The following is a 24,630-nucleotide window of genomic DNA, read 5'->3' on the forward strand; positions in this document are numbered from 1 at the left end:
GATCACCCCTCACGCCCGGGACGCGTTCGGCGCCGGTACCTCACCGCGCACGGCTGCTGCAACTGGACGACCATCTTGCTGTGGTCGTTTCGGTAGGACTCCGACGGCTGTGTCATCTCGAACTCGAAGTCCCGCAGCAGGATCGAGAAGATCGCTTTGAGCTGCATCTGGGCGAACGCGGCGCCGACACAGCGATGCCGACCGGCTCCGAACGGAATCCACGTCCAGCGGTTGACGATGTCCTCTTGATTCGGGTCGATGTACCTCCCGGGATCGAAGGTGTCCGGTCGCGGGAAGTCCTCGGCGATTCGATTGGAGATCGCGGGTGTCGCCGCGACAAGATGGCCTTCTCGGATCTCGAAGCCGCCCACTTCGAAATCTCCACGTGCCACCCGCAACAGGATGATCAACGGCGGATGCAGTCGAAGGGTTTCCTTGACCACAGCCTCGAGAACCGGAATCTGGCGCAGGGCGTGAAAACTGATGTCGGCGCCGTCGGAGTACAGATTGTCGAGTTCGTCGACGACGTCCGTCATGGTGTCGGGATGCCGCAACATCTCGATCAGCGACCACGCTGCCGTGCCGGAAGTCGTGTGGTGGCCGGCGAACATCATCGAGATGAAGATGCCGGTGATCTCGTCGGCACTGAACCGGAGGTCGCCGTTCTCGTCCTTGACCGACACCAACACGTCCAGCATGTCGCGGTCCTCCTTGCCCTGCGGAGGATTCGCGATGCGGCCGTTCATGATGTCCTGTACCAGAGCGACCAACGCCAACCGTGCCTCGTCGCGACGGCGGAAACTCTCGATCGGCGCGTACGGATCCACGAAAGCCAATGCATCGGTTCCCTGTTCGAGCTCGTGATACAGCTTGGCGAAACTGTCGTCCAGTTCGTCGCGGAACTTCTTGCCGATCAGGCACGCCGACGAGGTGTAGATGGTCAGCTCGGCGAAGAAGTCGAGCAGATCGATCTCGCCTTCGTCTCCCCACTGCGCGACCATCGCCTCGACCTCGCGGCCGATCGTGGCGGCGTGCCCACGCATCTGTTCGCCGCGCAGAGCCGAGTTGTGGAGCATCTCCTTTCGCCGCTCCGGACTGGCATCGAAAACGACGCCTTCACCGAAGATCGGCTTCATGAAGGGGTATGCAGCTTGTTGGTCGAGATCCTCGTCGGTGGAACGGAAGAAGAACTCGTTTGCCTCGGCTCCGGACAGCAAGATCACAGTGCGATCGGCAAGTTGAAAGGCGCCGACGTCACCGCATTCTTCGCGCACCCGGCGCATGAGCGCTATCGGGTCGGTTCTCAGTTCCTCGAGATGCCCGTGCGGGAGATCCCCGCCGGACACCCGCGGCGGCTCGGGCAGTGTTCGCGACGTCTCCTGCACTCCGTGCGTCATGTCGTCTCCTGTGAGTTCGCAGTGGGAAGTTTGTCCAGTGGTGCCTCGGGCTGAACTTCGACGAGCACGATGTGTGCTCCTCGCGGCGCCGACACGACGGCGACGATGGCATTGGCGATGTCCGAGGCGCGCAGAAAGTAACCGTGTCGGGCGAACCCCCACTTACTCCACGATTCCCCGACCGGTCCGATGATCTCCGGCGTCGTGTCCATTCCCATGCCGGTCAGTGTCGGCCCGGGTCGCACGATCGACGCGCGAATGCCGGTTCCCTCGAGCTCCATTCGCATCTGGCGCCCCATTGCTTCGAGCCCGGCCTTGGCTGCGTCGTAAGCACCCATGAGTGGACGCTGGCGCTCGGCACAATCCGAGCCGATCAGTACGAAGTCACCGCGCTGCCGTTGTCTCATACCGGGGAGTACGCGATGCGCCAATCGCTGCGCACCAACAAGGTGGACTTGGATCTGCCGCAGAAACGCCTCGGGATCCATCTCGTCCGCAGCCCCGAATTCGAGATCACCGGCCCCGGAGATCACGATTTCGGCGGGACCATGCACTGCCTCTGCGGCCGAGACGAATCCGTCGACCGAATCACCGTCCGTGACGTCGAGGAAGTGGGCGAACGCTTCACCACCATTGCTGCGGATCTTCTCGGCGATGGCTTCGCATTCGGTGACTCGACGCGCACCGAGCGCAACCGGATGCCCGAGTTCGGCCAAGGCATACGCGGTGGCAGTGCCGATTCCCGACGACGCACCACTGATCAGTGCCGGCCGGCGAACCGGATTGGGTTCGAAACGAGGCATCAGCGCACCTGCACTTTCACCGGCAGGGCCGCAAAGCCCCGGACGTTTGTCGAATGAACACGCTCGATTCCGGACTCGTCGACTTCGTAGTCGCTGACCCGACGCCCGAACTCCGCCAGGGCGATCTTGGCTTCGAGCTTGGCAAGGTGGGCACCCAGACAGAAGTGCACGCCGCCACCGAAACTCGCGAGTTTTCCCGACGAACTCCGGCCGATCTGGAAGCTGTCGGCATCCTCGAAGACGTCGGCGTCTCGGTTAGCCGATCCGATCAGGAGCAGAACCTTCTCCCCCGCCGGAATGGTGCGCCCGTGGTACTCGAGGTCGACGACCGAAGTCCGAGCCACGATCTGGCTCGACGTGTCGTAGCGAAGAGTCTCTTCCACCCATTCCGAGGCTCGTTCGGGATCGTCGAGAACCGGTGTGATCTGCTCCCGATGGTGCGAACCCCAGTACAGCGCGTTTCCGAGAAGCTTGGTCGTGGTCTCGTTTCCGGCCACGACCATCAAAAACATGAATCCGAGGATCTCCTGGTCCGAGAGTTTGTCTCCGTCGATCTCGGCGTCGAGCAAGGCCGAGGTCAGGTCGTCCGTCCGCGATCGGCGCCGCTGCGCGATCATCTCCTTGTAGTAGCCCATCAAACTGATCGAAGCCTCGACCGCAGGTTGCGGCACGTCGAGAACACCTGCCTCTCGATGCACCACCAGGTCCGCCTTGCGCCGCAGTTCGGCTCGGTCCGGTTCGGGGACACCCATGAGTTCGGAGATGACGTCCATCGGCAGCTTTCCCGCCACCTCCGTAATCCAGTCGAACTCCCCGGCGCCCAGCGCAGGTACCAGATGTTGCTTCGTGAGTTCGAGTATCCGACCGTCGAGCTCCGCGACCCGCCGCGGTGTGAATCCGCGAGAAACCAACTGGCGCAACCGCATATGGCGGGGGTCGTCCATCGCGAGAAACGACATCACATAATGCGCGTGTGGACCGTAGGCTGCGGGGTCGAGCGATACCCCGTTTGCGCTCGAGAGACGCTTGTTGTCCTTGAATCCGTCGACCACGTCCGTATATCGCGACAACGCCCAAAAACCCACGTCCGGATTGTGATACAGCGGTGATTCCTCGCGCAGACGCTTGTACGTCGGATACGGATCGTCGTGAAAGTGGTAGTCGTACGGATTGAAGACCACCGGATCGATCAAAGCTTCTGTCATGATTTCTCCAGGATCAGTAGAGCTGAGGCCTCGAGGCGTCCAGCGATTTGCGCGTAGGTTCCGTAGCCGATCCCTGCGCGCAGAAGCGCCCCGGCATACAGCATTTCGAGCGCTTCCAACACTTCAGGCTCGCCGTCAGGATCCAACGCCGAGGCGAGTCGTTGATGGATCTCGAGTCCGATCCGGCCGCGAAGATGTTCCACTTCCGGATCGGAGCCGAGCAGTGCATTGGTCACGGCGGCCGATACCTCCGGTTCGTCCGCGAGAAGCAGCGCGATATTTCGAAGTACAGAGAGCACGTGCGCGGTGCGATCCAACCCTGAGCCGTCAGGCGCCGACGAGTTCTGAAGTCTTCGCCAGAAGACCTCTGCGACCAGATGCTCCTTGGACGCGAAATACGTGTAGGCGGTCGCAGTTCCTACACCCGCTTCGGCCGCAACCGAACGGACAGTCAGTCCGGAAAACTCTTGTTCGCGTAGAACTTTCACTGTCGCTTCGGCAAGCCTGGCCACAGTTTCCGCTTGTTTGCCCGTGAGGCGCCTGCGAGTGGATTCGTAGACAATCGATCCCCCGCTACTTGAATCGCCCCGTTGGCTGGACACGTGTCTGGACGTTACTACAGCGCACTGTCCAGGGCAACGAAATGGGGAAACTTCGAAAATTCACCACGAACAGGCAGGCGTGACGCGAAAAGTTCTACTACAGACCGATCTTCATCCCGGCACCAGCGTCCACGCGCAATTGCTGGCCGGTGACGAATCGCGACTCGTCCGACGACAAGTACACGACCGCATGCGAGATGTCCGCGGGCTCGACCCACGGGGTCGGCATCGCCTGCATGAAGGGGAACGTCACTGCCGCATCCTCGGCGGTCGGATTCTCGAGGTCGGGACGGAACGTCCGGTACATCGGCATGCTCTGCAACATGTCGGTGTTCACGTTGGTCGGATGGATCGCATTGACGCGAATGGAACTCGGCCCGAGGGTCAGTGCCAACGAACTGGTATAGGCCTGAATCAGCTTCTTGGCCAGGCCGTATCCGTCGCCGCCCGGACCCTGGAGCGCCTGCTGCCCGTTGAATCCGGTCTGCGGCACCAGACCGGCAACAGAGCCGATCGCGATGATCGAACCCCCTTCGCCGAGGTAGTCCATCGATGCATGCACTGTGTTGACGACACCGAGAAAGTTCACATCGAACGCGTCGACGAAACCGGCAGTCGACACGTGCTTGCCGAGCGGACAGATACCGGCGTTCGCCACGACGACATGCAATCCGCCTAACTGCCCTACTGCCTCGGCAAGTGCTGTTTCGAGACCGGCGCGATCACGGACGTCGACACGCGCTGTCACCACCTGCTGCCCGGCCTCTTTCACCAGTCGAGCCGTTTCCTCCAGATCGGCTGGACTGGCGAGCGGATATTCGTTGCTGGCGATGTCTGCGCACAGATCGAAGGCGATGACGTGCGCGCCCTCCTGTGCGAGATGGACGGCATGAGTGCGCCCCTGACCTCGAGCAGCACCGGTCACCAGCACCACTTTTCCGTCAACTCTGTTCATTTCGACCTCTCTCCCGTGGATGTGAAGGCGTGGTTGTGAATGTGCGGTGAACCGTAGCGGCGCCACACCAGGCACGAAGCGATTTTCACCGAAGTAGATCCAGAGACCCTCTCGAAATCTCTTATGCCCCAGAAACCATTGCCTCAACCACGAGTGTGAACTAGAGTCCAGACACATGTCCAGAAAGAGAGGGTTTGCGTTATGACGTTTCGACCCGCAGACAGTTCTGCACTTCTCGTCGACGGAAAGCTGGTTCCCGGATCCGGTGGAACCTTCGAAGTTTTCAACCCGGCCACCGAGGAACTGATCGGCCGCGCTGCCGAAGGGACCGCCGCGGATATGGACGCGGCCATCGCCGCTGCGCGCCGTGCGTTCGACGACACCGAATGGGCACGCGATCACGGATTTCGCGCTCGCTGCCTACGCCAACTGTGCGACGCGCTCCAGTCTCACATCGAGGAGCTGCGCGAGATCACCGTCGCCGAGGTGGGCGCACCCGTCATGCTGACGAGCGGTCCACAACTCGAAGGCCCGATCGAAGATCTTCGCTACTGGGCTGACCTGATCGAAACCTATTCCTGGGAACAAGATCTCGGGCACGCGTCACCGATGGGGATTCCGACTCATCGCCGACTGCTCAAGGAAGCGGTCGGCGTCGTCGGCGCAATCACACCGTGGAACTTTCCGCACCAGATCAATTTCGCCAAACTCGGTCCTGCCCTCGCGGCCGGCAACACCATCGTTCTCAAACCCGCGCCGGACACGCCCTGGTGCGCCGCGCTGGTCGCCAAGGTCATTGCCGAAGAAACCGAGATCCCGGCCGGCGTCGTCAACGTGGTGACGTCGACGGATCACTCTCTCGGCGCCCAGCTGTGCAGCGATCCGCGCGTCGATCTCGTGTCCTTCACCGGTTCCACCGCCACCGGACGCACGGTGATGGCCACGGCCGCGCAAACCCTCAAGAAGGTCTTCCTCGAACTCGGGGGCAAGTCCGCATTCATCGTCCTCGACGACGCGGACATCAAGGGCGCATGCTCGGTTGCCGCGTTCTCCGTCTGCGTTCATGCCGGTCAGGGATGCGCGCTCAGTACCAGACTTCTGGTGCCGCACGCTCGGTACGAAGATGCTCTGGCCGCGGCCTCCGCCGCGATGGCGGGTATCCGAGCCGGTGACCCCAGCGCGCGCGGAACGGTATGTGGTCCGGTCATCTCGGCGCGCCAGCGCGCCAGGGTGGAGAGCTACCTCTCCCTCGCGGTCGAAGAGGGCGGCACGATCGTGACGGGTGGTGGCCGTCCAGACGATCACGAGCGCGGTTTCTTCGTCGAGCCCACTCTCGTTGCCGGGCTGGACAACTCGTCTCGCGTAGCGCAGGAGGAGATTTTCGGTCCCGTTCTCGTGATCATTCCGTACGACAGCGACGACGACGCAATCCGAATTGCCAACGACTCCCCCTACGGCCTGTCCGGCTCGGTATGGGGCACCGATCCCGATCGCGTCGCGCACGTCGTTGCCGGTGTCAGAACCGGAACGCTGAGCGTCAACGGCGGCGTCTGGTATTCGGCCGACGCACCGTTCGGCGGCTACAAGCAATCCGGGATCGGCCGCGAAATGGGCCTCGCGGGTTTCGAGGAATACCTCGAAACCAAGCTCGTCGCTTCACCTTCCTGACATTCCACATCCTCACCACAGGATCATCACCACGAAAGTAGGTCGACATGGGACGTTTCGACGGTCGCACCGCGATAGTCACCGGAGCAGCGCAGGGTATCGGAGAGGCGTATGCCCGGGCTCTGGCCGCGGAGGGGGCCAACGTGGTGGTCGCCGACCTCAATCGCGAACTCGGCGAAGCTGTCGCCAAGCAGATCACCGCGGACGGAGGACGAGCGGTCTTCAAGGACGTCGACGTTGCCGACGGAGAATCGACTGCGGCACTTGCCGACTTCACGATCGAGCAGTTCGGCAGCATCGAGCATCTGGTGAACAACGCTGCCATCTACGGCGGAATGAAGATCGACTCGCTGTTGACCGTCGACTGGGACTACTACCGAAAGTTCATGAGCGTCAACATGGACGGCGCGTTGCACGTGTGCCGGGCGGTCGTACCTCACATGCGGGAGAAGGGTGGCTCGATCGTCAACCAATCCTCCACGGCGGCGTGGCTGTACTCGAACTACTACGGACTCGCCAAAGCCGGAGTCAACAGCCTGACTCAACAACTCGCGACCGAACTCGGCTGGTCGAACATCCGGATCAACGCCATCGCTCCCGGTCCCATCGACACGGAGGCGACTCGAACCGTCACCCCCGGAAATATCGTCAAGGACATGGTCAAACGAATCCCGTTGCAGCGCATGGGTACGCCGGAGGATCTCGTCGGCATGTGCCTGTTCCTTCTCTCCGACGACGCAGGCTGGGTGACGGGGCAGATCTTCAACGTCGACGGCGGCCAGGTGTACCGATCATGACGGATTCGGCGCCCAAAGCCGGCCCTTCGAAACCCAGACTGGGGTACATCGGTTTGGGCAACATGGGTGCGCCCATGGCGACGCGCCTCCTGGACTGGCCGGGTGGACTGGTGGTGTGTGATGCCCGCGCAGAAGCCCTCGAGCCGTTCACCAGTGCGGGCGCGAGTGGAGCATCGACGCCCGCCGACGTTGCAGCGCAGGCGAGAATCATCTCCGTCACGGTGCTCGACGACGCGCAGGTGCGCGAGGTTGTAGGCGGGCCGCACGGCATCCTGTCGACCGCACAGCCAGGCACTGTCGTCGCAATTCACTCCACCATCTCGGACACCACGGCGGTGGAACTCGCTGGTATCTGTCGACAGCGTGGCGTTCTGCTGGTCGACGCACCGATCAGTGGCGGCGCCGGCGGCGCAGCGCAGGGAAGGCTGGCCGTGATGATCGGCGGCTCCGACGAGGCGTTCGAGGCCGTCCGCGAGCCCTTCGGATCCTGGGCCGAACTGGTGGTTCATGCCGGCGACATCGGTGCAGGAACGCGAATGAAGCTCGCACGCAACCTTCTTCACTTCATCTCGTTCACCGCCGCGACCGAAGCTGCGCGACTCGCCGAAGCAGCAGGACTCGATCTCCGCACGCTCGGAAAGGTCGTCAGACACACCGATGCGATCACCGGCGGCGCGGGCGCGATCATGCTCCGCGACACCACCGCTCCAGTCGCGGAGGACGACCCGTGGTTCTCGATACTGCGGCATGTTCGCAATCTCGGGGAGAAGGACCTGGCCTTGGCCATCGACCTCGGTGATCGGCTGGATCTCGACCTGCCGCTCGCGCACCTTGCGCTCGCCGGACTCGGTGCCGGTCTGGGCGTCGGGAACGACAGAGAAGACAGGCTCGCCGAGCCTTCACCGGCATCTACGGCGTCCACTACACGGGAGCACGCATGACCGAGACCACTCACACGACCGACACCAATGGAACGGGCGGAAGCCGCGTCTCCGAGACCCGCGCTCGCGGCGTAGCGAAGATGAACGAGGTGTACGGCTGGGAACTCCCCGCCGACGTTCCCGGCGACTTCTTCGCCGTGACCGCCGACCACCTCTTCGCCGACATCTGGACGCGGCCGGGCCTGTCGGTGCGCGATCGGAGACTGCTGCTGATCGGTGCCATCACAGCCCAGGGGCAGAGCGATGTGGCAAAGATCCAGATCAACGCTGCTCTTCACAACGAGGAGTTGACCGAGCAGCAATTCGAGGAGGCCGCGATCTTCCTGTGCCACTACGTCGGCTGGCCCCTGGCGACCGGCCTCAACAATGCGCTGATCGCCGTGAAGGCCGACAGACGTAAAGCCGCGCGCGCCAAGAAGAAGGCCGCGGCCGATTCCGCGAAAACGGACACCGACTGACTTTCGGTCGAGATACTGCAATCAGGGCATCGATCACACCTACCGATTCCCCCACCAACCAACCAGAAGAACGAAGGATCCGAATCCATGGCCGAGGCCAGCTCAATCCGTCCGCAGTCCGCCGCAAGCATCGAGCAGTGGCACTTCGAGGCTGACGTCGTCGTCGCCGGCTACGGCATTGCCGGAGTGAGTGCTTCGATCGAGGCGGCGCGAGCGGGCGCCGACGTGTTGGTGCTCGAGCGCACGAGCGGCTGGGGCGGCGCTGCGGCGCTGGCAGGCGGATTCATCTATCTGGGTGGCGGAACCCCGCTCCAACAGGCACTCGGGTTCGAGGACTCCCCTGCCAACATGAAATCGTTCATGATGGCCGCGCTCGGCCCCGGCGCCGACGAGGAGAAGATCACCGACTACTGCGAGGGCAGCGTCGAACACTACAACTGGCTCGTCGACAACGGCGTGCCGTTCAAGGAGAGTTTCTACGGCCAACCCGGGTGGGAAACGCCCTTCGACGACGGTCTCATGTATTCCGGCGGCGAGAACTCGGCACCGTTCAACACGATCGCGACACCGGCCCCCCGCGGACACGTTCCGCAGATGAGCGGCAAGCGTACCGGCGAGAAGGGCGGCGGCTTCATGTTGATGAAGCCGTTGATCGAGACGGCCGAAAGCCTCGGCGTACGAGCAGAATACGACATGCGAGTGCAGCGACTGGTCGTCGACGGCGATCGAGTAGTCGGCATCATCGCCAAGCAGTACGGCAAGGAAGTGGCGGTTCGAGCACGCACGGGTGTCGTACTGGCGACGGGAAGCTTCGCCTACAACGAAGCGATGATCCAGTCGTACGCCCCACGGCTGATCGGGCGCCCCGGTGCGGCTATCGAAGAGCACGACGGCAAGGCGATCCAGATGGCCCAGGCTCTCGGGGCGGACCTCGCACACATGGACGCAACCGAGGTCGCATTCTTCGGCGACCCCCAGTTGATGATCCGCGGCATTCTCGTCAACGGACGCGGCCAGCGCTACGTCAACGAGGACACGTACCCGGGGAGAATCGGGCAGGAGACGCTGTTGCGCAACGAGAATCAGGCCTACCTGATCATCGACGAAGCCTCCTACGAAGAGGGCTGCGCCGCCGACAGTTCCACACCGTTCTTCAGATTCCAGCCCAAGTGGGTGGCCGAGACCGTCGAGGAACTCGAATCCGACATGGGCCTGCCGGAAGGCACACTTCAGTCGACCGTCGAGGTCTACAACCGCCACGCCGCCCGTGGTGAAGACCCCGTGCTCGGCAAGAAGAAGGAGTGGGTCAAGCCGATCGGCTCACCCGTCGCTGCGCTCGACCTTCGCAACTTCACCGCAGGATTCACGCTCGGCGGTCTGCGCACGTCGATCAACTCGGAGGTCATGCACGTCTCCGGCGAACCGATCCCGGGTCTTTTTGCCGCTGGACGCTGCACTGCCGGTGTCTGCGCCGGCGGGTATGCCTCCGGAACGTCCCTCGGTGACGGCAGCTTCTACGGGCGACGCGCCGGAATCAGCGCTGCCAAGGGCTGAGCGTCTCTTCTCAAAGTTCAGCGTCTTCGCTGCGACGTTCGAGGAACAACGTGTCACGCCACCTGCCACCGAGTTGAGCGATACGCGACCGAGTGCCGACGACTCGGAATCCGACGGCCTGATGCAAGGCGACGCTTGCCCGGTTCTCCGGGAAGATCGACGACTGCACCGTCCAGATCTCGCTGGCGTCGGCAGCTTGCACCTGTCGGCGAAGCAGCAGCTTGCCCACGCCGCGCCCGCGAGCGCCGCTACCGATGTAGATGGAGTTCTCGGCGACCCCGCGGTAGCAGTCTCGCGAGGACACCGGGCTCAGGCTCGCCCAGCCTTCGACGCGGCCGTCGATCTCCGCGACCCATCGATGATCAGGTAACCATTGCGCGTCGAGCTTCTCGGCGGATGGCACCGAGGTGGTGAACGTCGCGGTTCCGGTGTCGATTCCTTCGCGGTAGATCGAGCGCACGGCATCCCAGTCGTCGGATTCCATGCGGCGCAGCACCACGTCGTCGGGAAGAACTCCCAGTGTGTCTTCGACCGGACCACGCGCAGCCACGACGGCGGCCGCTGCCATCAGATCGGAGTATGCCGTTCCGGCAACACTGACAACCGAGGTGCCTTCGCGCACCGAAGCCTCGACGAAACCGACCTCGATCAAGGCCTCGAGGTGCGCACTCAGCGTCGACGGCTCGAGTGATGCGGCGTGTGCAATCGTGTCGACGTCGATCGGACCGCCAGCAGCAAGTCGGAGCACTCGCAGCCGCGTCGGATCACCCAGGCACGCGAACCGGCGCGCAAGTACATCGGTGTCGAGGGGCGCGAGTGTTTCTGAACTCATACCGCGACTATAACGCCGCTGACCTGCAGTTCGGGCGGCTAGGTTCGGCAAGAGCGCCCCGGAGTGAGAAACAACTCAGCCGCCGATCCTCGGGTTCGCCGGCTAACGCGCGCCGATCGACTCGGCAATCATCGACCACGAGTTGTGAAGATCGTCCTGCCAATAACCCCACGAGTGAGTACCCGTTGCCCGGAAGTCATACGTGGCGGGGATGCCCAGGGAGTCGAGCCGCTCGGCCAAACGCTGGGTGCATTGGTTCGTCCCCGCCTCGATCACTCCGCCGACGATCACCTGATTGGCCAGAACCCCGAGGTCGCCGTTGACCATCGGTCCGCCCAGATTCTCGTGTAGACCGGGCAAGCCCGATCCGTTGCTGATGTAGAGGTCGACGCCCCGCAATCTCTCGGCATTGACCACAGGGTCGTTGGCTACCCACCCCGGGCCACCAACCGGACCCCACATGTTGTCGACGTTGCCGCCGCGGAATCCGACCACGAATCTCACGTAGTCCTGACCGGGTTGAGTACTCGTCTCGGCGCACCCGCTGAAAGCGCCGACCGCGCGGTAAACCGTCGGCGCAGCCTCGGCCAGGCTCAGAACGGAGGTTCCCGCCATCGACAAGCCGGCGACCGCGTTCACACCCGTGGTACCGAGCGTGGCGTCGACGATCGGCGGCAACTCCTGGGTGAGAAATGTGGTCCACTTGTTCAGTCCGAGAACAGGATCGGGCTTCTCCCAGTCGGTGTAATAACTGTAGGCACCGCCGATGGGGTTGACGACGTTGACGTTCTTGTCGCCGAAGAAGTCGACGACGTCTGTCCGTGTCTGCCACGTCGCCGTGTCCTCGCCGCCGCCGGCGCCGTTGAGGAGATAGAGGGTCGGTCGGGGCGCACTTGTGTCTGCCGGCCGAATCACCTCGAGCGGAATCACTTTGTCCATTGCGGCCGAGTAGACGTACATAGTCAGCTGACGGGCGTTGATTTCCTCGACGTGATCGAGAGCTGAACCGTCTGAAGGCAACATTCGAGCCTGATCAGCCGAGGCGAGCGCGGCTTCGCCGAACAATCCCGTCCAAGCGACGAGGGCGACGACCAGTATCGCCCGAGTACGTCCGATCCTTCTCATTGCCGCTCCTCGTGCTCGATTGCGGTGCCCGGCAACAGCTCGGTGGCGCTCGCTTCGCGGGCGTGCGGCTCGGTGGCTTGAAGGTGTCATGCCCGTTCGGAGTATCCGGAAAACATCGTGAGAAGCCGGGCCATCTCCGGTCCGATGACCGCCATGGCCGGGGCCTCGATCATCTCGTTGTGTCCGCAACGCACCGGCACCTCCACGATCCGTCCCGTCACGAGCGGACGCCATTCCTGTGGCGACCTTTCGCGCGCAATCGTGTCGTCTTTTCCGTCAGCCGGGAAGATCAGCAGGTCTCCCTGGTAGATCTGCGGAACGAACTGGCGGGTGATTCTCTGCGAAGTCTCATACCCGCGGGCAATCCGCTCGAGGTCCCGACCGTCGACTCCCGTTTCGGGCCCGAGCGTCCGGGCCACCACGGCCGCCGCCTCGTCGAAGGTCAGATCTCGGTCGGTCTCGACTTCGAGGCCGAGTCCTCGAAGTAGGTCTCGGACGTCGAGTTCGGCTGACGCAGGCGCATCCCCGTTGTCGGGGTAGCTGTCCATCATGGCCAGTGTGGCGACTTCGCGGTCGGACGATTGCAGTTCGACGGCCATGGCGTGCGCGATGACTCCACCGAGGGACCATCCGAGTAAGTCGTACGGCCCGTCTGGCGAAACGGCCTCCATCTCTTCCACGTAACGATGCGCCAACTGTTCGATCGACTGATAGTCACCGTCGTCGCTGAGTGCGGGTAGCTGAAGGCCGTACACCGGTCTGTCCTCGGGCAGATACCGCACCAATCCCGCATACCCCCAGGACAGGCCGATACCAGGGTGCACACAGAACAGCGGTCGCCCACTTCCTTTCGTCCGCAGCGGAACAACCACGGCGAGAAGCTCTTCCATGCCGGCGTCCACGGTCGTCAAGTCGAGGCGTCGAGCGATTCCAGCGGGCGTCGGGTCGAGGAACATCCACTGAAGCGGAATTCTGCGTTGGAAACGGGAGTGCAGTGCGCTGACGATTCGGGTGGCTACCAGGGAGGACCCACCCAAGTCGAAGAAGCTGTCGGTAGTGCTCACCCGGTCGAGACCCAGAACCTCGACGAACGAGTCGACCACGGCGCGCTCGGTATCAGTGACCGGCTCGTGGAACTCGGCGGCAGCCGAACCGAATTCGGGTTCCGGTAGAGCCTTTCGGTCGAGCTTGCCCACCGGTGTCATCGGAATCCGCTCGAGAAGCACCACTGCCGACGGAACCATGTGGGTGGGTAGTCGGTCGGCTGCATACGCCCGTATCTCGTCGCTGTCCGTGGCGTCGGCAGCTGACACGCGCACGTACGACACCAGGACCGTGTCACCCGACGGTCCGACGTGGCCGATGGTGGCAGCGAAGCCCACGGCCGGATGCTGCATGAGAACTGCATCGATTTCGCCGAGTTCGATCCGGAATCCGCGGACCTTGACCTGGAAGTCGCTTCGCCCGATGTATTCGAGTGTGTGATGTGCGCCCTCGCCGGACCCGACGATTTCGGCACTGTCGCTTTCGGCGCTGGCACCGCCGGACTCATGCCAACGCACGACATCCCCGGTGCGGTACATTCGGCGCCCCGGCGACCCGTACACGCAAGCGACAAATCGTTCCGACGTGAGCGACGCCCGATTATGGTACCCACGTGCCATACCTGGGCCCGTGATGTACAGCTCCCCCGGCACACCGACCGGGACGGGCTGCAAACGCCCGTCCAGCACCAAGAAGCCGAAGCCCACTGCCGGCGAGCCGATGTTCACTCCCGCACCGGGTTTCATCGAATCGCTGACACTTGCCTGCACGGTGGTTTCAGTCGGGCCGTAGCCGTTGTGCAGCCTCCGACCCGGTGCCCATTGCGCGACGACCTCCGGCGGGCAGGCCTCGCCCACCAGATCGAGAACACGGAGCGCCTCGAAACCGTTGGCACCCAACGCCGCCAGCGCGGTCGGTGTAATGGTGGCATGTGTGACCTGCTCCTGCCGGAAGACATCGGCCAATTCGGCGCCACCGAACACAGCAGGCGGAACGATCACCACTCGCGCCGACGCACTGAATGCCATCGTCAACTCGAAGATGGAAGCGTCGAAACTCGGCGAGGCCAACTGTGAAACATGAGAGTCGTGTGTGACCTCGAACCTCTCACGAGTTTCTGCCGTGAAGCTCGCCAAACCTCGATGAGTAATGTTCACTCCCTTGGGTTTCCCGGTGGAGCCCGAGGTGTAGATCAGGTAGGCCGGATGATCGAGGTTCAGTTCACCGGTTCGATCGTCATCGGTGATCGGTTTCGGCGACCGCGCGGCTACCCGTCGGGCGAAGTGTGAGTCGTCGAGTTCCAGCCAGGGAACAACGTCGGGTAGGTGAGTTCGGCTGGACTGCACAGTCAAACCGAGCGAGGCTCTGCAATCGGCGAGCATGTATTCGACGCGCTCGCGCGGATAGGCCGGATCGACAGGCACAAAAGCCGCTCCGGCTTTGGTCACCGACCAGATCGCCACCACCGATTCGATCGAGCGAGGCATTCCCAGCGCCACGAAGGTCTCCGGGCCCACACCCCGACCGCACAACTCCCGGGCAACACGATTCGACCACTCGTCCAGGTCGCGATAGCTGAGATGCCGATTCTCCAGCGACAGGGCCACCGAGTCCGGATCGATCGCCACCGCGTCCGCCAACAACTCAGGCCACAGTTTCGGAGGTACTTCGGGGAGCCCACGCGCCGGCGTCAACGCGCGACGTTCACGATCGCCGAGTAGATCGATGTCACCGATCGGTACCTCCGGATTCCGGGTCACGGACTCGAGTACACGAACGAACATGTCGGCAAACCCGCTGACCGTGCCGGGGTCGAAGAGATCAGTGGCGAAGTCGACGGCTCCGCTCATTCCTCCCGGTGCACCGCGATCGTCGTACTCTTCGGCGAGCAGGAATTCCAGGTCTACCTTCACTACCTCGAGTTCGGGGTCGATCCCGCGGACTTCCAGTCCCGCCAGGTTCAGAATCGGCCGATCGTTGTTCTGGAATTCGAGGGACACCGAGGAAATCGGCGGATAAGCGCTCGACCGTTTCGGCCCGACCGCCTCCACTACCCGCTCGAAGGGAACGTCGGAATGAGCGAACGCGGCAAGGTCGACTTCGCGGCAATGCGCAACCAACTCCCGGAACGATCGAGCCGGATCCACCCGTGTGCGCAGTGCGAGCGTGCCGACGAACATGCCGACCAGATCATCGAGGGCACGATCTCCTCGGCCGGCGATCGGCGTTCCGATCACGATGTCGTCGGTGCTGCCCAAACGTGCCAGCAAGAGCGCGAGCGCTGCATGCACAGTCATGAATGCAGTGGACTCATGCTGCCTCGACACGTCCCGAATCCGGCGGTGAAGATCACTGCTGATCGAGAAGTGAATCCGCGAGCCGTGAAAACTCTGTTGTGTCGGCCGGTCTCGATCGAGCGGAAGTTCCAAGAGGTCGGGAGCGCCTGACAGTGCGCGTCGCCAGTAAGCCAACTGCTCGGTGATCACCGACCCCGGGTCGTCGGCTGAGCCCAGAATCTCCCGTTGCCAGAGCGCAAAGTCGGCGTACTGGACTGGAAGCGGCGTCCACTGGGGTTCCCCGCCGTGCGCGTGGGCCTCGTATGCAATCATCACGTCTCGGGTCAGCGGAGACATCGAGAAGCCGTCAGCCGAAATGTGGTGCACCACTACGGCAAGTACGTGTTCGCGCTCATTCATGGTGAACAACGATGCCCGCAGGGGAATTCGTGCGGCGACGTCGAAACCGGCCGAGACCATTCGGGCAAGCTCGTCACGGAGATGATGTTCGTCGGTCACCGATGTCTCGGCCAGTTGCGGCAGCGCGGCGCTCTCGGTGGGCACGATGTGCTGGACCGGTCCGTCGCCGCGGACCGGGAACATCGTTCGCAGCGATTCGTGGCGGGCGATGACATCGGACACCGCTGATCTCAACGCCGGCTTGTCGAGTTCACCGCTCAGCCGCACCACGAGCGGAATGTTGTACGCGGGAGAACTGGTGTCGAGTTGATTGACGAACCACATTCGCTGCTGGGCAAACGACAAGGGGATGTCGTCGGGTCGGGGGCGCGGTTCCAGTCGCTCCGACCGTTCGGCAACCGACTGGTCGATCACCGTGGCCAACTCGGCCACCGTCGGCGTCTCGAACAGGTCCCGCACCCCGACGGTGGCTCCGAGCACCGCCCGCAGCCTCGCCGCGACCGAAGTGGCGCTGAGAGAATTTCCCCCGAGCTCGAAGAAACTGATGTCGGTACCGACTCGTTCCAGGCCGAGCACCTCTGCGAACACGTCCGACACCGCCTGTTCGACCGGTCCGACCGGGGGCCGGAAATCCCCTGTGGTTGTGCCGATCTCGGGGCTGGGCAACGCCGAACGGTCGACTTTTCCGACAGCGGTCAACGGAATGTTCTCGAGCACCGTGAGAACGGCAGGCACCATGTGCGCAGGCAAGCGCCGGGCCACGGCGCGAATCAAGACCCCGGTGTCCAGTTGACCTGCCGTAGGCACGACGTACGACACGAGTCGGGTGTCTCCGGTACGGCCGGAATCGGCAACCGTAACGGCAAATCCGACGTTGGGCTCCGCCGTCAGCACACTGTCGATCTCACCGAGTTCGACACGGAAGCCTCGGACCTTGACCTGGAAGTCGCTTCGCCCGACGTACTCGACACACATGTCCGGCGTCCATCGCACGATGTCGCCGGTGCGGTACATCCGCGTTCCCGGGTCAGCCGGGTTGGCGACAAAGCGTTCTGCCGTCAACCCCGACCTTCGGTGGTATCCCCGTGCCACGCCAGATCCGGCCAGGTACAGCTCGCCGGGGACCCCGACGGGAACCGCTTGAAGTCGAGCGTCGAGCACCAGTTCGCTGACGCCCCTGACGGGTCCACCGATCGTGATCGGTTCCCCGGCGGCCATCGGCGGGCTGACGTTGGACATGATGGTTGCTTCGGTCGGTCCGTACGCGTTGTACAGGCGGCGGCCAGGTGCCCAGCGTGCGACGAGGTCGGGCGGGCACGCCTCGCCCCCGAATACGACGTCCGCAAGTTGTTCCAGCCCAGCCGGATCCACCGATGCCAGTGCCGCCGTGGTGATGAACGCGTGCGTGACGGCGTGCTCGGCCAGCAGTTGCGCCAGGTCCTCACCCCCGTAGATCCCGGGTGGAGCGATAACCATCGTCGCCCCGGCGCCGAACGCCTGCAGATATTCGAAGAGCGACCCGTCGAAACTCGGAGTGGAGAAGTGCAGCGTGCGTGATTGTGGAGTTGCGCCGTAGCGTTCGACCTGGTCTCGGGCGAAGTTGTCGAGCCCTCGCTGCGTGACCACGACACCCTTGGGTACGCCGGTCGACCCCGAGGTGTAGACGACGTAGGCGGCTGAATCCAACCCGATCGGACGGAGTCGGTCGTTGTCGGTCAGTGGGCTCCCCGAGAATCCCTCGCACTTCTTCGTGAAGTGCGGATCGTCGAGAATCAGCCACTCCGCGATATCGGGCAGTCGATCTCGGTCAGCGGCGGTGGTCAATCCGAAGACGACCTTCGAATCGATCAGCATGTGGTTTATCCGCTCGTCTGGATAGTCGGGATCGATCGGCACGAATGCAGCGCCTGTCTTGGCGACGGCGAGTATCGCTACCACAGACGTGAGAGAACGTGGGACACCGACTGCGACGTAGTCCTCTGTTCCCAGACCTTGCGAGACAAGCACGCGAGCAATGCGATTGGAGAGGATGTCCAGCTCGCCGTAGGTCATGCTGCCGTCCGTCGATTCCACGGCCGACGCGTTCGGATCACGCTGGGCTGCCACGTCGAAGATCTCCGGGAAAACACGCGACGACCCACCAACCGTGCCACGGGCTGGTACCAACTCGGCACGTTCGGACGGGGCGAGCACCGACACCACTGCCACAGGGCGATCCGGCTGGACACACGCTTCTAGTACACGCCGCAGTCGTCCGGCGATCTCTTCGATGTCGGCGGCACCGAACACCTCGGGTAGGTACTCGAATTTCAGGCGGAGCCTGGTGTCGACCGATGCCACCAGGCTGAGCGGGTAGTGGGCAGCGTCCTTGGCTTGGACATCGGAGATTCGGATCCCCGCAATATCGGTATCGGACGAAAGACCCTGACGGTCAACGGGATACGATTCGAAGACAGTCAACGTGTCGAAGCCGGTCTCCGGCCCGGTGGCTCCTTGGATCTCGGAAAGCCCGAGATAGTGGTGATCCGACAGCTCTGCTTGCTCGGCCTGGATCCGCGCGAGGAAGGTGCCGATACTTTCTCTCGGGCGCAGCGTGATTCGGACCGGAATTGTGTTGATGAACAGCCCGACCATGGTTTCGATCCCGGTCAGCTCGGGAGGTCGACCCGACACCGTCGCACCGAACACCACATCGTCTCTCCCGGTCAGTGCGGCGAGGACGATCCCCCACGATGCCTGAACAATTGTGTTGATCGTCAGTCCGAGTTCACGCGCCATCCCGCGAAGTGAGGCCGTGAATTCCTCGTTCAGATCGAACACCCACTCGGCCGCCATCGTGGAGAGTCGACGCGATCGAACCGCCGGAGCCAGCAGCGTCGGTCCTTCGACTCCGCGCAGCGTTCTCGCCCATACAGCTCTCGAGGCTTGCAGATCGCGGCGGCTCATCCAGGTCAGATAATCGCGATACGCGCGCGCGTGAGGCAAGGCCGACACTTCACCGTCAGCGGCATAGAGCGTCGCCAATTCCCGGATCAGCAGTGGCATGGACCAGCCGTCCAGAAGGATGTGATGGTTGGTGAGCACCAGCGTGAACTTTTCGGAGGTGAGAGCGATCAGGGTGAATCTGATCAACGGCGCCCGCGCCATGTCGAACGGGCGCGCTCGGTCCTCGGCCAGCGCTCGATCACGATCCTGATCTGTTGCACCCGTGAGGTCGATTTCCTGCCACGGCGCTGCCACGTTGCTTCGGACCACCTGGACGGCACGGCCGTCCGCTCCGTGAAGGAAGGCGGTACGCAGGTTCTCATGCCTGCGGAGCAGCGCGTCGGCGGCGCGACGCAGGCGCTCCGAATCGACTGCGCCGGCAAGATCGAGAGCCACTTGTACGAGGTATGCGTCGACCGATCGTTCGGCAAGTTCGGCATGGAACAACAACCCCGCCTGCAATGGAGAGAGCGACCAGACGTCGCTCAGGTCGGGGCACCGACTTTCGAGATCGTCGACCGCGTCCTGTCGAAGATCGACCAGGTCGAAGTCCGAGGGTGTGAATCCGCCGCCGTCCGCCGCGTACTCTCCGAGCCCGGCCAGTGCGTCGAGCCACCACTGCGCCAGTTGCCGAACGTCGTCCGCACCCAGAATGTCCGGTGGGAACGTCCAGCTGGCAACGAGCTGCGGGCCGTCCTCGGTGTCACTGTTGTCGGTGTCGCTGTTGTCGACGGTCATCACGTTGACCTCGAGAACGCCGGCGAGCGGAAGATCGACGGCCGCAACCGTCCGCAGGTCCTCGTCACGGATCGGTACCCATCCCGCTGAAGCGTCGGAGTCGGATCCACCGACGCGTCCGAGGTAGTTGAAACTGATCTGCGGCACGGGAAGTTGCGAAAGAGTGTGTGCCGTTTCGCGGTTCAGATAGCGCAGCAACCCGAAGCCGACGCCGCGGTCCGGCACCGCCCGGAGTTGTTCCTTGACGGCCTTGGCAGCGACGCCCGCGGCCGGGCCTCCGGCGAAGGCGTCGATCGGATCCACTCCGCTCAAATCGATCCGCACCGGGAAGATCGATGTGAACCATCCCACCGTGCGAGCAAGATCTGCCCCGGGAACCACCTGCTCCTCGCGTCCGTGACCCTCGAGACTGATCAACGTCTCCGGATTGTCGACCCCGCGGTCCCTGCGCCAGCGGACCATCGCAAGAGCCAAAGCCGTCAACAAACCGTCCTCGACGCTCCCGTGAATCGCCTGCGGCACTGTCGTCGACACGACCTCGGTCAATGCCGTGGGAACTCGTACTTCGATGTCAGTGGTGGCCGAGGCGGTGTCCCTCTTCGTCAGAGCGCGCACACCCAGATTCGGATCGGGACCCTCGAGCACCTCTCGCCAATAGTCGAGTTCAGCCACCCGATCCGGCTCGCGCGCGGCGTCGACAAGGCCACGTGCCCATCGACGCATCGACGTCCCGACCGGAGCCAGTGAAGGGTCGACGCCTGACTGCAGCTGCGCACAAGCAAGTGCCAGATCGGGGATCAGGATTCGCCAGGAGATCCCATCCATCACGAGATGGTGAGCGACGAGAAGCAACCGTTTCTCGTCGTGTGCATCGGTATCCAGCAAGACTGCCTGCACCATCACCCCGGTCTCCGGGTCGAGCCGATCCAGAGCGGCCTTCAGTGCCGTCGAAACCGTCTGCGCCACAGCGCTGTCGACACGCATGCGATGCACGAGTATCTGGGCCCGCACTGCACCTGGAGGCGCAACGTCCATCCGCCGAACGGAGTCTGGGGGCGACGACGCCCGCAGGCTCGACCGGAGTACGTCGTGATGGTCCACCACGACTTGGATGGCCCGCGTCAGCGTGCCCTCGTCGACCGCGGCAGGAATCGTGAGCAGAACAGATTGTGAGTACCGGCGAGAATCTCCACCACGATCAATCATCCACTTCATGATCGGCGTCAACTCGATCTCACCGACGCCGCCGCCTGGCAACTCGTCGAGCACAACGCGGTTGCCGGCCATTCCAGCCGTCTCGGCCAGCGCTGTCACGGTTTTGAGTTCGAACACCTCCCGCGGTGTGATCAGAACTCCGGCAGACTTGGCGCGCGTCACCAACTGGATGGACATGATCGAGTCACCGCCGAGAGTGAAGAACGAATCGTCGACCCCCACCTCGTCGAGTCCCAGAACTTCGGCGAACAGGCCCGCAAGGATGTTTTCCGTCTCGGAGGCGGGGCCACGGCTCACGGTTGCCTGTCGCCCGAAATCAGGTTCAGGCAACGCTTTCCGGTCGAGCTTCCCGTTCACCGTCAGCGGCAAAACCTCGAGAACCGTCACGACAGCGGGGACCATGTGCGGCGCCAACCTCTGAGAGAGATACTCGAGCAACGCCGCCGGAGAGATGGTCGCACCGGGCTCCGGTACCACGTAGCCCACCAACCGGTCTCTGCGGGCCACCACCGCCGACTGAGACACGCCCACTCCGGAGAGCAGCGCAGCCTCCACCTCGCCGAGTTCGATTCGGTACCCCTTCACCTGCACCTGCAGATCGTTTCGTCCGAGGTACTCCAGCTGCCCGCTGTCGTTCCAGCGCCCCAGGTCACCGGACCGATACATACGCGCCCCACTGACCGTGAGGTCGGGAATGAACCGCGCGGAAGTCAGACCGAACCGGCCGAGGTATCCGCGTGAAACCTGATCGCCGGAGACATACAGTTCACCCACCACACCTGGCGGCACTGGATGCAGCCGCTGATCCAGCACGTACACACGCAACCCGGGCAACGCCTGCCCGATCACCGAAGCAGATCCTTCACGCGCCAGCTCACGATCGAGCGGTAGGTGACTGACGTGCACGGTGGTCTCGGTGATGCCGTACATGTTGACCAGATCTGGTGACGAAGTCCCGCGGCGGGCGTACCAGCGCGTCACCTGTCCGAAGTCGAGGGCTTCTCCGCCGAAGATCACGTAGCGCAATGACAGAGCTCCACCCCCGGTAAGCCGTTCGGCTTCCGCCAATTGATAGAAGGCAGTGGGAGTTTGATTGAGCACCGTGACACGTTCGTGCCGTAGCAATTCGAGGAATGCCTCTGGTGAACGGGCCGTGAAGTAGTCGACCAGTACCAGTCGGCCACCGTGTGCGAGAGCACCCCACATTTCCCAGACCGAGAAGTCGAATGCCTCTGAATGGAACATCGTCCACACATCGCCGCTGTCGAAGCCGAAGAGCTCTCTGGCGTTTGCCAGCAACGTCACCACGTTGCGGTGAGAAACCTGCACACCCTTCGGGCGCCCGGTAGACCCCGAGGTGTAGATCACGTAGGCCACCGATTCGGGTCGGAGCGGTCGCAGCCGATCTCGGTCGGTCACCGGAAGCGGAGAAAACCTGTGCAGCGCAACGCGAATCGCCTGGTCGTCCACGGCAATCACTGGAATCTCGTTGTCTGCGACTGCGTCACTGTCTCGTATGTCGTCGCCGTCGGCCCGAGTGGTCAGCACGCACTTCGGCGCGGAGTCACGCAGCACGAAGTCCACCCGGTCGACCGGAGAGGTCAAGTCCACCGGTATGTATCCGCCGCCGGCCTTCACCACCGCCAGCAATGCCACCATCAGGTCGATCGAGCGGGCCATCGCGACTGCCACCAGGGTTTCCGGCATCACCCCCTGCGCCACCAATAGTCGAGCGAGGCGGTTTGCTCGCTCGTCGAGTTCGCGGTAGGTGACGGACAATCCGCCGCAGCGCAACGCCACCTCATCCCCGGACGTCCGCACCGTGCGATCGAAGAGATCCGACAAAGAATCCTCGTGTGTTCCGACGCCCGAGACCGAGGCCGAGACCGAGGCCGAGCCCGAGGCCGAGGGCGCACCCAGCACCCCGCTGAGTTCGCCGGCCAGAAGTATGTCGATATCGCCGACGACCGCCGACGGGTTCTCGATCACGGCGCCGATCACTCTCTCGAAGCGCGCCGCGATGCGCGCCACCGACATCCGATCGAAAATATCTGTTGCATAACGGAAACCGGCGCTGATACCGGTGGGATCACCGTGCTCGTCGACGTGCTCCATCACACTCAGTTGCAGATCGAATTTTGCAACCGCGAGATCGACATCGAGCGAGCGAACCGTCAGTTCCGGCAATTCGAAGCGCAGTCCCGTATCGGTCTGGAATTCGAGGAGTACTTGAAAGAGAGGTGAATGTGCGGTGGAACGGTCGGGCGAGAGGTAATCCACCAACCTCTCGAAGGGAATGTCTGCATGGTCCAGTGCACCGAGATCGGTTGACCGCACCGCGGCCAACACCTCGCCAAAGGTTGCTCCGGAAGTGACAGGAGTGCGAAGCACGAGCGTGTTGACGAACATCCCGACCACATCGTCGAACACCGATGCACCGCGACCTGCGACCGGGGTCCCGATCACTACGTCGTCCGCCGTCGTGAGCCGTGCCAGCAGTACCGCGAGAGCCGCATGCATCACCATGAACAGGGACGAACCATTCTGGTGTGCAAGTTCGTTCAAAGCTCGATGGATCTCGGGCGAGAAGTCCATCGAAACCACCGCACCCTCGGCAGACCGTTTCGGCGTCCGCGGTCGATCGAGAGGGAGCGGCGAGACTTCCGGAATACCCGACAGCTTTGCTGTCCAATAATCGAATTCCTCCGAGGACGACGTTTCCGTACCAACTTCTGCGTCGAGGATCTCTCGCTGCCACAGGCTGTAGTCGGGATACTGGACGAGCAGTGGCGCCCAGTCCGGAATCTGCTCCTGAGCACGGGATGTATAGGCGCGCATCAGGTCACGTGCCAATGGTGCCATCGAGAAACCGTCCGCGGCGATGTGGTGAACAACGATCGCAAGAGCATGCTGCTCCGGGCCGATTCGGAGTAGCCTCACGTGCAGCGGGAACTCTTCGGACACATCGAATCCGATGTCGAAGAACGCGTGCAAGTCCGTAAAAAGCTGCTCGCCGGGAATCGGCACGGGGTGGATTCGAGGAGCAGCGAGCGCTGGTTCGGCGATCACCTGGTAGGGCCCGTTCGCGGACGTCGGGAAGAGCGTTCGAAGGGATTCGTGCCGTTCCACCACATCACCCAGTGCGGCTTCGAGCGCACCCGAATCCAGGAACCCGTCCAATTGTAGTGCGACGGGGATGTTGTAGAGCGGAGACGACGTGTCGAACTGGTTGACGAACCACATACGCGTCTGTGAGAGCGATAGTGGAATGTGTTCTGGCCGCGGCTTACCCGCGATTTCCGAAATCCTCGAACCTTCCAGCCCCGAACCTCGCAGCGCAGCTTCCAGTGGATCGATAGATGCCGCCAGATCAGCGACCACAGGAGTGTCGAACAGGGCCTTCACCCCCACGTTCGTGATCGACTCGGATCTGATGCGCGCTGCGACGCGAGTGGCGCTGAGCGAGTCTCCACCGAGTTCGAAGAAATTGTCATCCGCGCCCACCTGGTCGAGACCGAGTACCTCGGCGACGGCTCGGGCGACCAGAACTTCGGCTCGCGTGCTCGGCATCCGATAGCCCGCGGCTGTAAAAGTAGTGTCCGGGAGGGCTTTACG

The 24,630-nt window shown here is 63.1% G+C and carries 13 protein-coding genes; 5 read left to right on the top strand and 8 right to left on the bottom strand.

Features of this window, described 5'->3' with window-relative positions; genetic code table 11:
• Positions 1-2: 2 nt before the first annotated feature.
• The 5 genes from DBV08_RS30395 to DBV08_RS30415 all read right to left on the bottom strand — a co-directional run bounded on the left by DBV08_RS30395 (position 3) and on the right by DBV08_RS30415 (position 4,962).
• Positions 3-1,397, bottom strand: a complete 1,395-nt coding sequence (locus tag DBV08_RS30395) for a cytochrome P450 (RefSeq protein ID WP_124569836.1) — start codon at positions 1,395-1,397, stop codon at positions 3-5.
• Positions 1,394-2,200, bottom strand: a complete 807-nt coding sequence (locus DBV08_RS30400) for an SDR family oxidoreductase (RefSeq protein ID WP_095973289.1) — start codon at positions 2,198-2,200, stop codon at positions 1,394-1,396. Before DBV08_RS30400 ends, DBV08_RS30395 begins: the two co-directional genes overlap by 4 nt.
• On the bottom strand, positions 2,200-3,405 hold the full coding sequence (locus DBV08_RS30405) for a cytochrome P450 (RefSeq protein WP_124569837.1): 1,206 nt from the start codon (positions 3,403-3,405) through the stop codon (positions 2,200-2,202). Before DBV08_RS30405 ends, DBV08_RS30400 begins: the two co-directional genes overlap by 1 nt.
• Positions 3,402-3,968: a TetR/AcrR family transcriptional regulator gene (locus tag DBV08_RS30410; RefSeq protein ID WP_095973308.1), complete on the bottom strand. Its 567-nt coding sequence runs from the start codon at positions 3,966-3,968 to the stop codon at positions 3,402-3,404. Before DBV08_RS30410 ends, DBV08_RS30405 begins: the two co-directional genes overlap by 4 nt.
• A 136-nt stretch (positions 3,969-4,104) precedes the next feature.
• Positions 4,105-4,962: a mycofactocin-coupled SDR family oxidoreductase gene (locus DBV08_RS30415; protein ID WP_124569838.1), complete on the bottom strand. Its 858-nt coding sequence runs from the start codon at positions 4,960-4,962 to the stop codon at positions 4,105-4,107.
• Between the two features lie 201 nt (positions 4,963-5,163).
• Between DBV08_RS30415 and DBV08_RS30420 the strand changes: the two genes are divergently transcribed.
• The 5 genes from DBV08_RS30420 (at position 5,164) to DBV08_RS30440 (ending at position 10,380) form a co-directional block, all read left to right on the top strand.
• Complete coding sequence (locus DBV08_RS30420; protein ID WP_124569839.1) at positions 5,164-6,630, top strand: aldehyde dehydrogenase; 1,467 nt, start codon at positions 5,164-5,166, stop codon at positions 6,628-6,630.
• A gap of 47 nt (positions 6,631-6,677) precedes the next feature.
• A complete protein-coding gene (locus tag DBV08_RS30425; protein WP_095973293.1) occupies positions 6,678-7,427 on the top strand; it encodes an SDR family oxidoreductase in 750 nt (249 codons plus the stop codon).
• A complete protein-coding gene (locus DBV08_RS30430) occupies positions 7,424-8,368 on the top strand; it encodes an NAD(P)-dependent oxidoreductase (protein ID WP_124569840.1) in 945 nt (314 codons plus the stop codon). The genes DBV08_RS30425 and DBV08_RS30430 overlap by 4 nt, the downstream gene beginning before the upstream one ends.
• Positions 8,365-8,826 (top strand): carboxymuconolactone decarboxylase family protein, encoded by a 462-nt coding sequence (locus DBV08_RS30435; RefSeq protein ID WP_124569841.1) that lies wholly within the window; start codon positions 8,365-8,367, stop codon positions 8,824-8,826. The genes DBV08_RS30430 and DBV08_RS30435 overlap by 4 nt, the downstream gene beginning before the upstream one ends.
• A gap of 87 nt (positions 8,827-8,913) precedes the next feature.
• Positions 8,914-10,380 carry an FAD-dependent oxidoreductase gene (locus DBV08_RS30440; protein ID WP_095973296.1) on the top strand — a complete coding sequence of 489 codons (1,467 nt, stop codon included), beginning with the start codon at positions 8,914-8,916 and terminating at the stop codon, positions 10,378-10,380.
• Between the two features lie 10 nt (positions 10,381-10,390).
• On the opposite strand, the gene DBV08_RS30445 is transcribed toward DBV08_RS30440, so the two are convergent.
• From DBV08_RS30445 to DBV08_RS30455, 3 genes are all read right to left on the bottom strand, one after another.
• Entirely contained in the window at positions 10,391-11,212 is an 822-nt protein-coding gene (locus tag DBV08_RS30445; protein ID WP_095973297.1) for a GNAT family N-acetyltransferase, read from the bottom strand.
• 102 nt (positions 11,213-11,314) lie between these two features.
• Positions 11,315-12,337, bottom strand: a complete 1,023-nt coding sequence (locus DBV08_RS30450; RefSeq protein WP_124569842.1) for an alpha/beta hydrolase family protein — start codon at positions 12,335-12,337, stop codon at positions 11,315-11,317.
• 86 nt (positions 12,338-12,423) lie between these two features.
• On the bottom strand, positions 12,424-24,630 hold a 12,207-nt coding region (locus tag DBV08_RS30455), incomplete at its 5' end, for an amino acid adenylation domain-containing protein (RefSeq protein WP_148090799.1).

This window comes from Rhodococcus sp. KBW08 (genome assembly GCF_003852455.1).
GTDB lineage: Bacteria > Actinomycetota > Actinomycetes > Mycobacteriales > Mycobacteriaceae > Rhodococcus_F > Rhodococcus_F baikonurensis.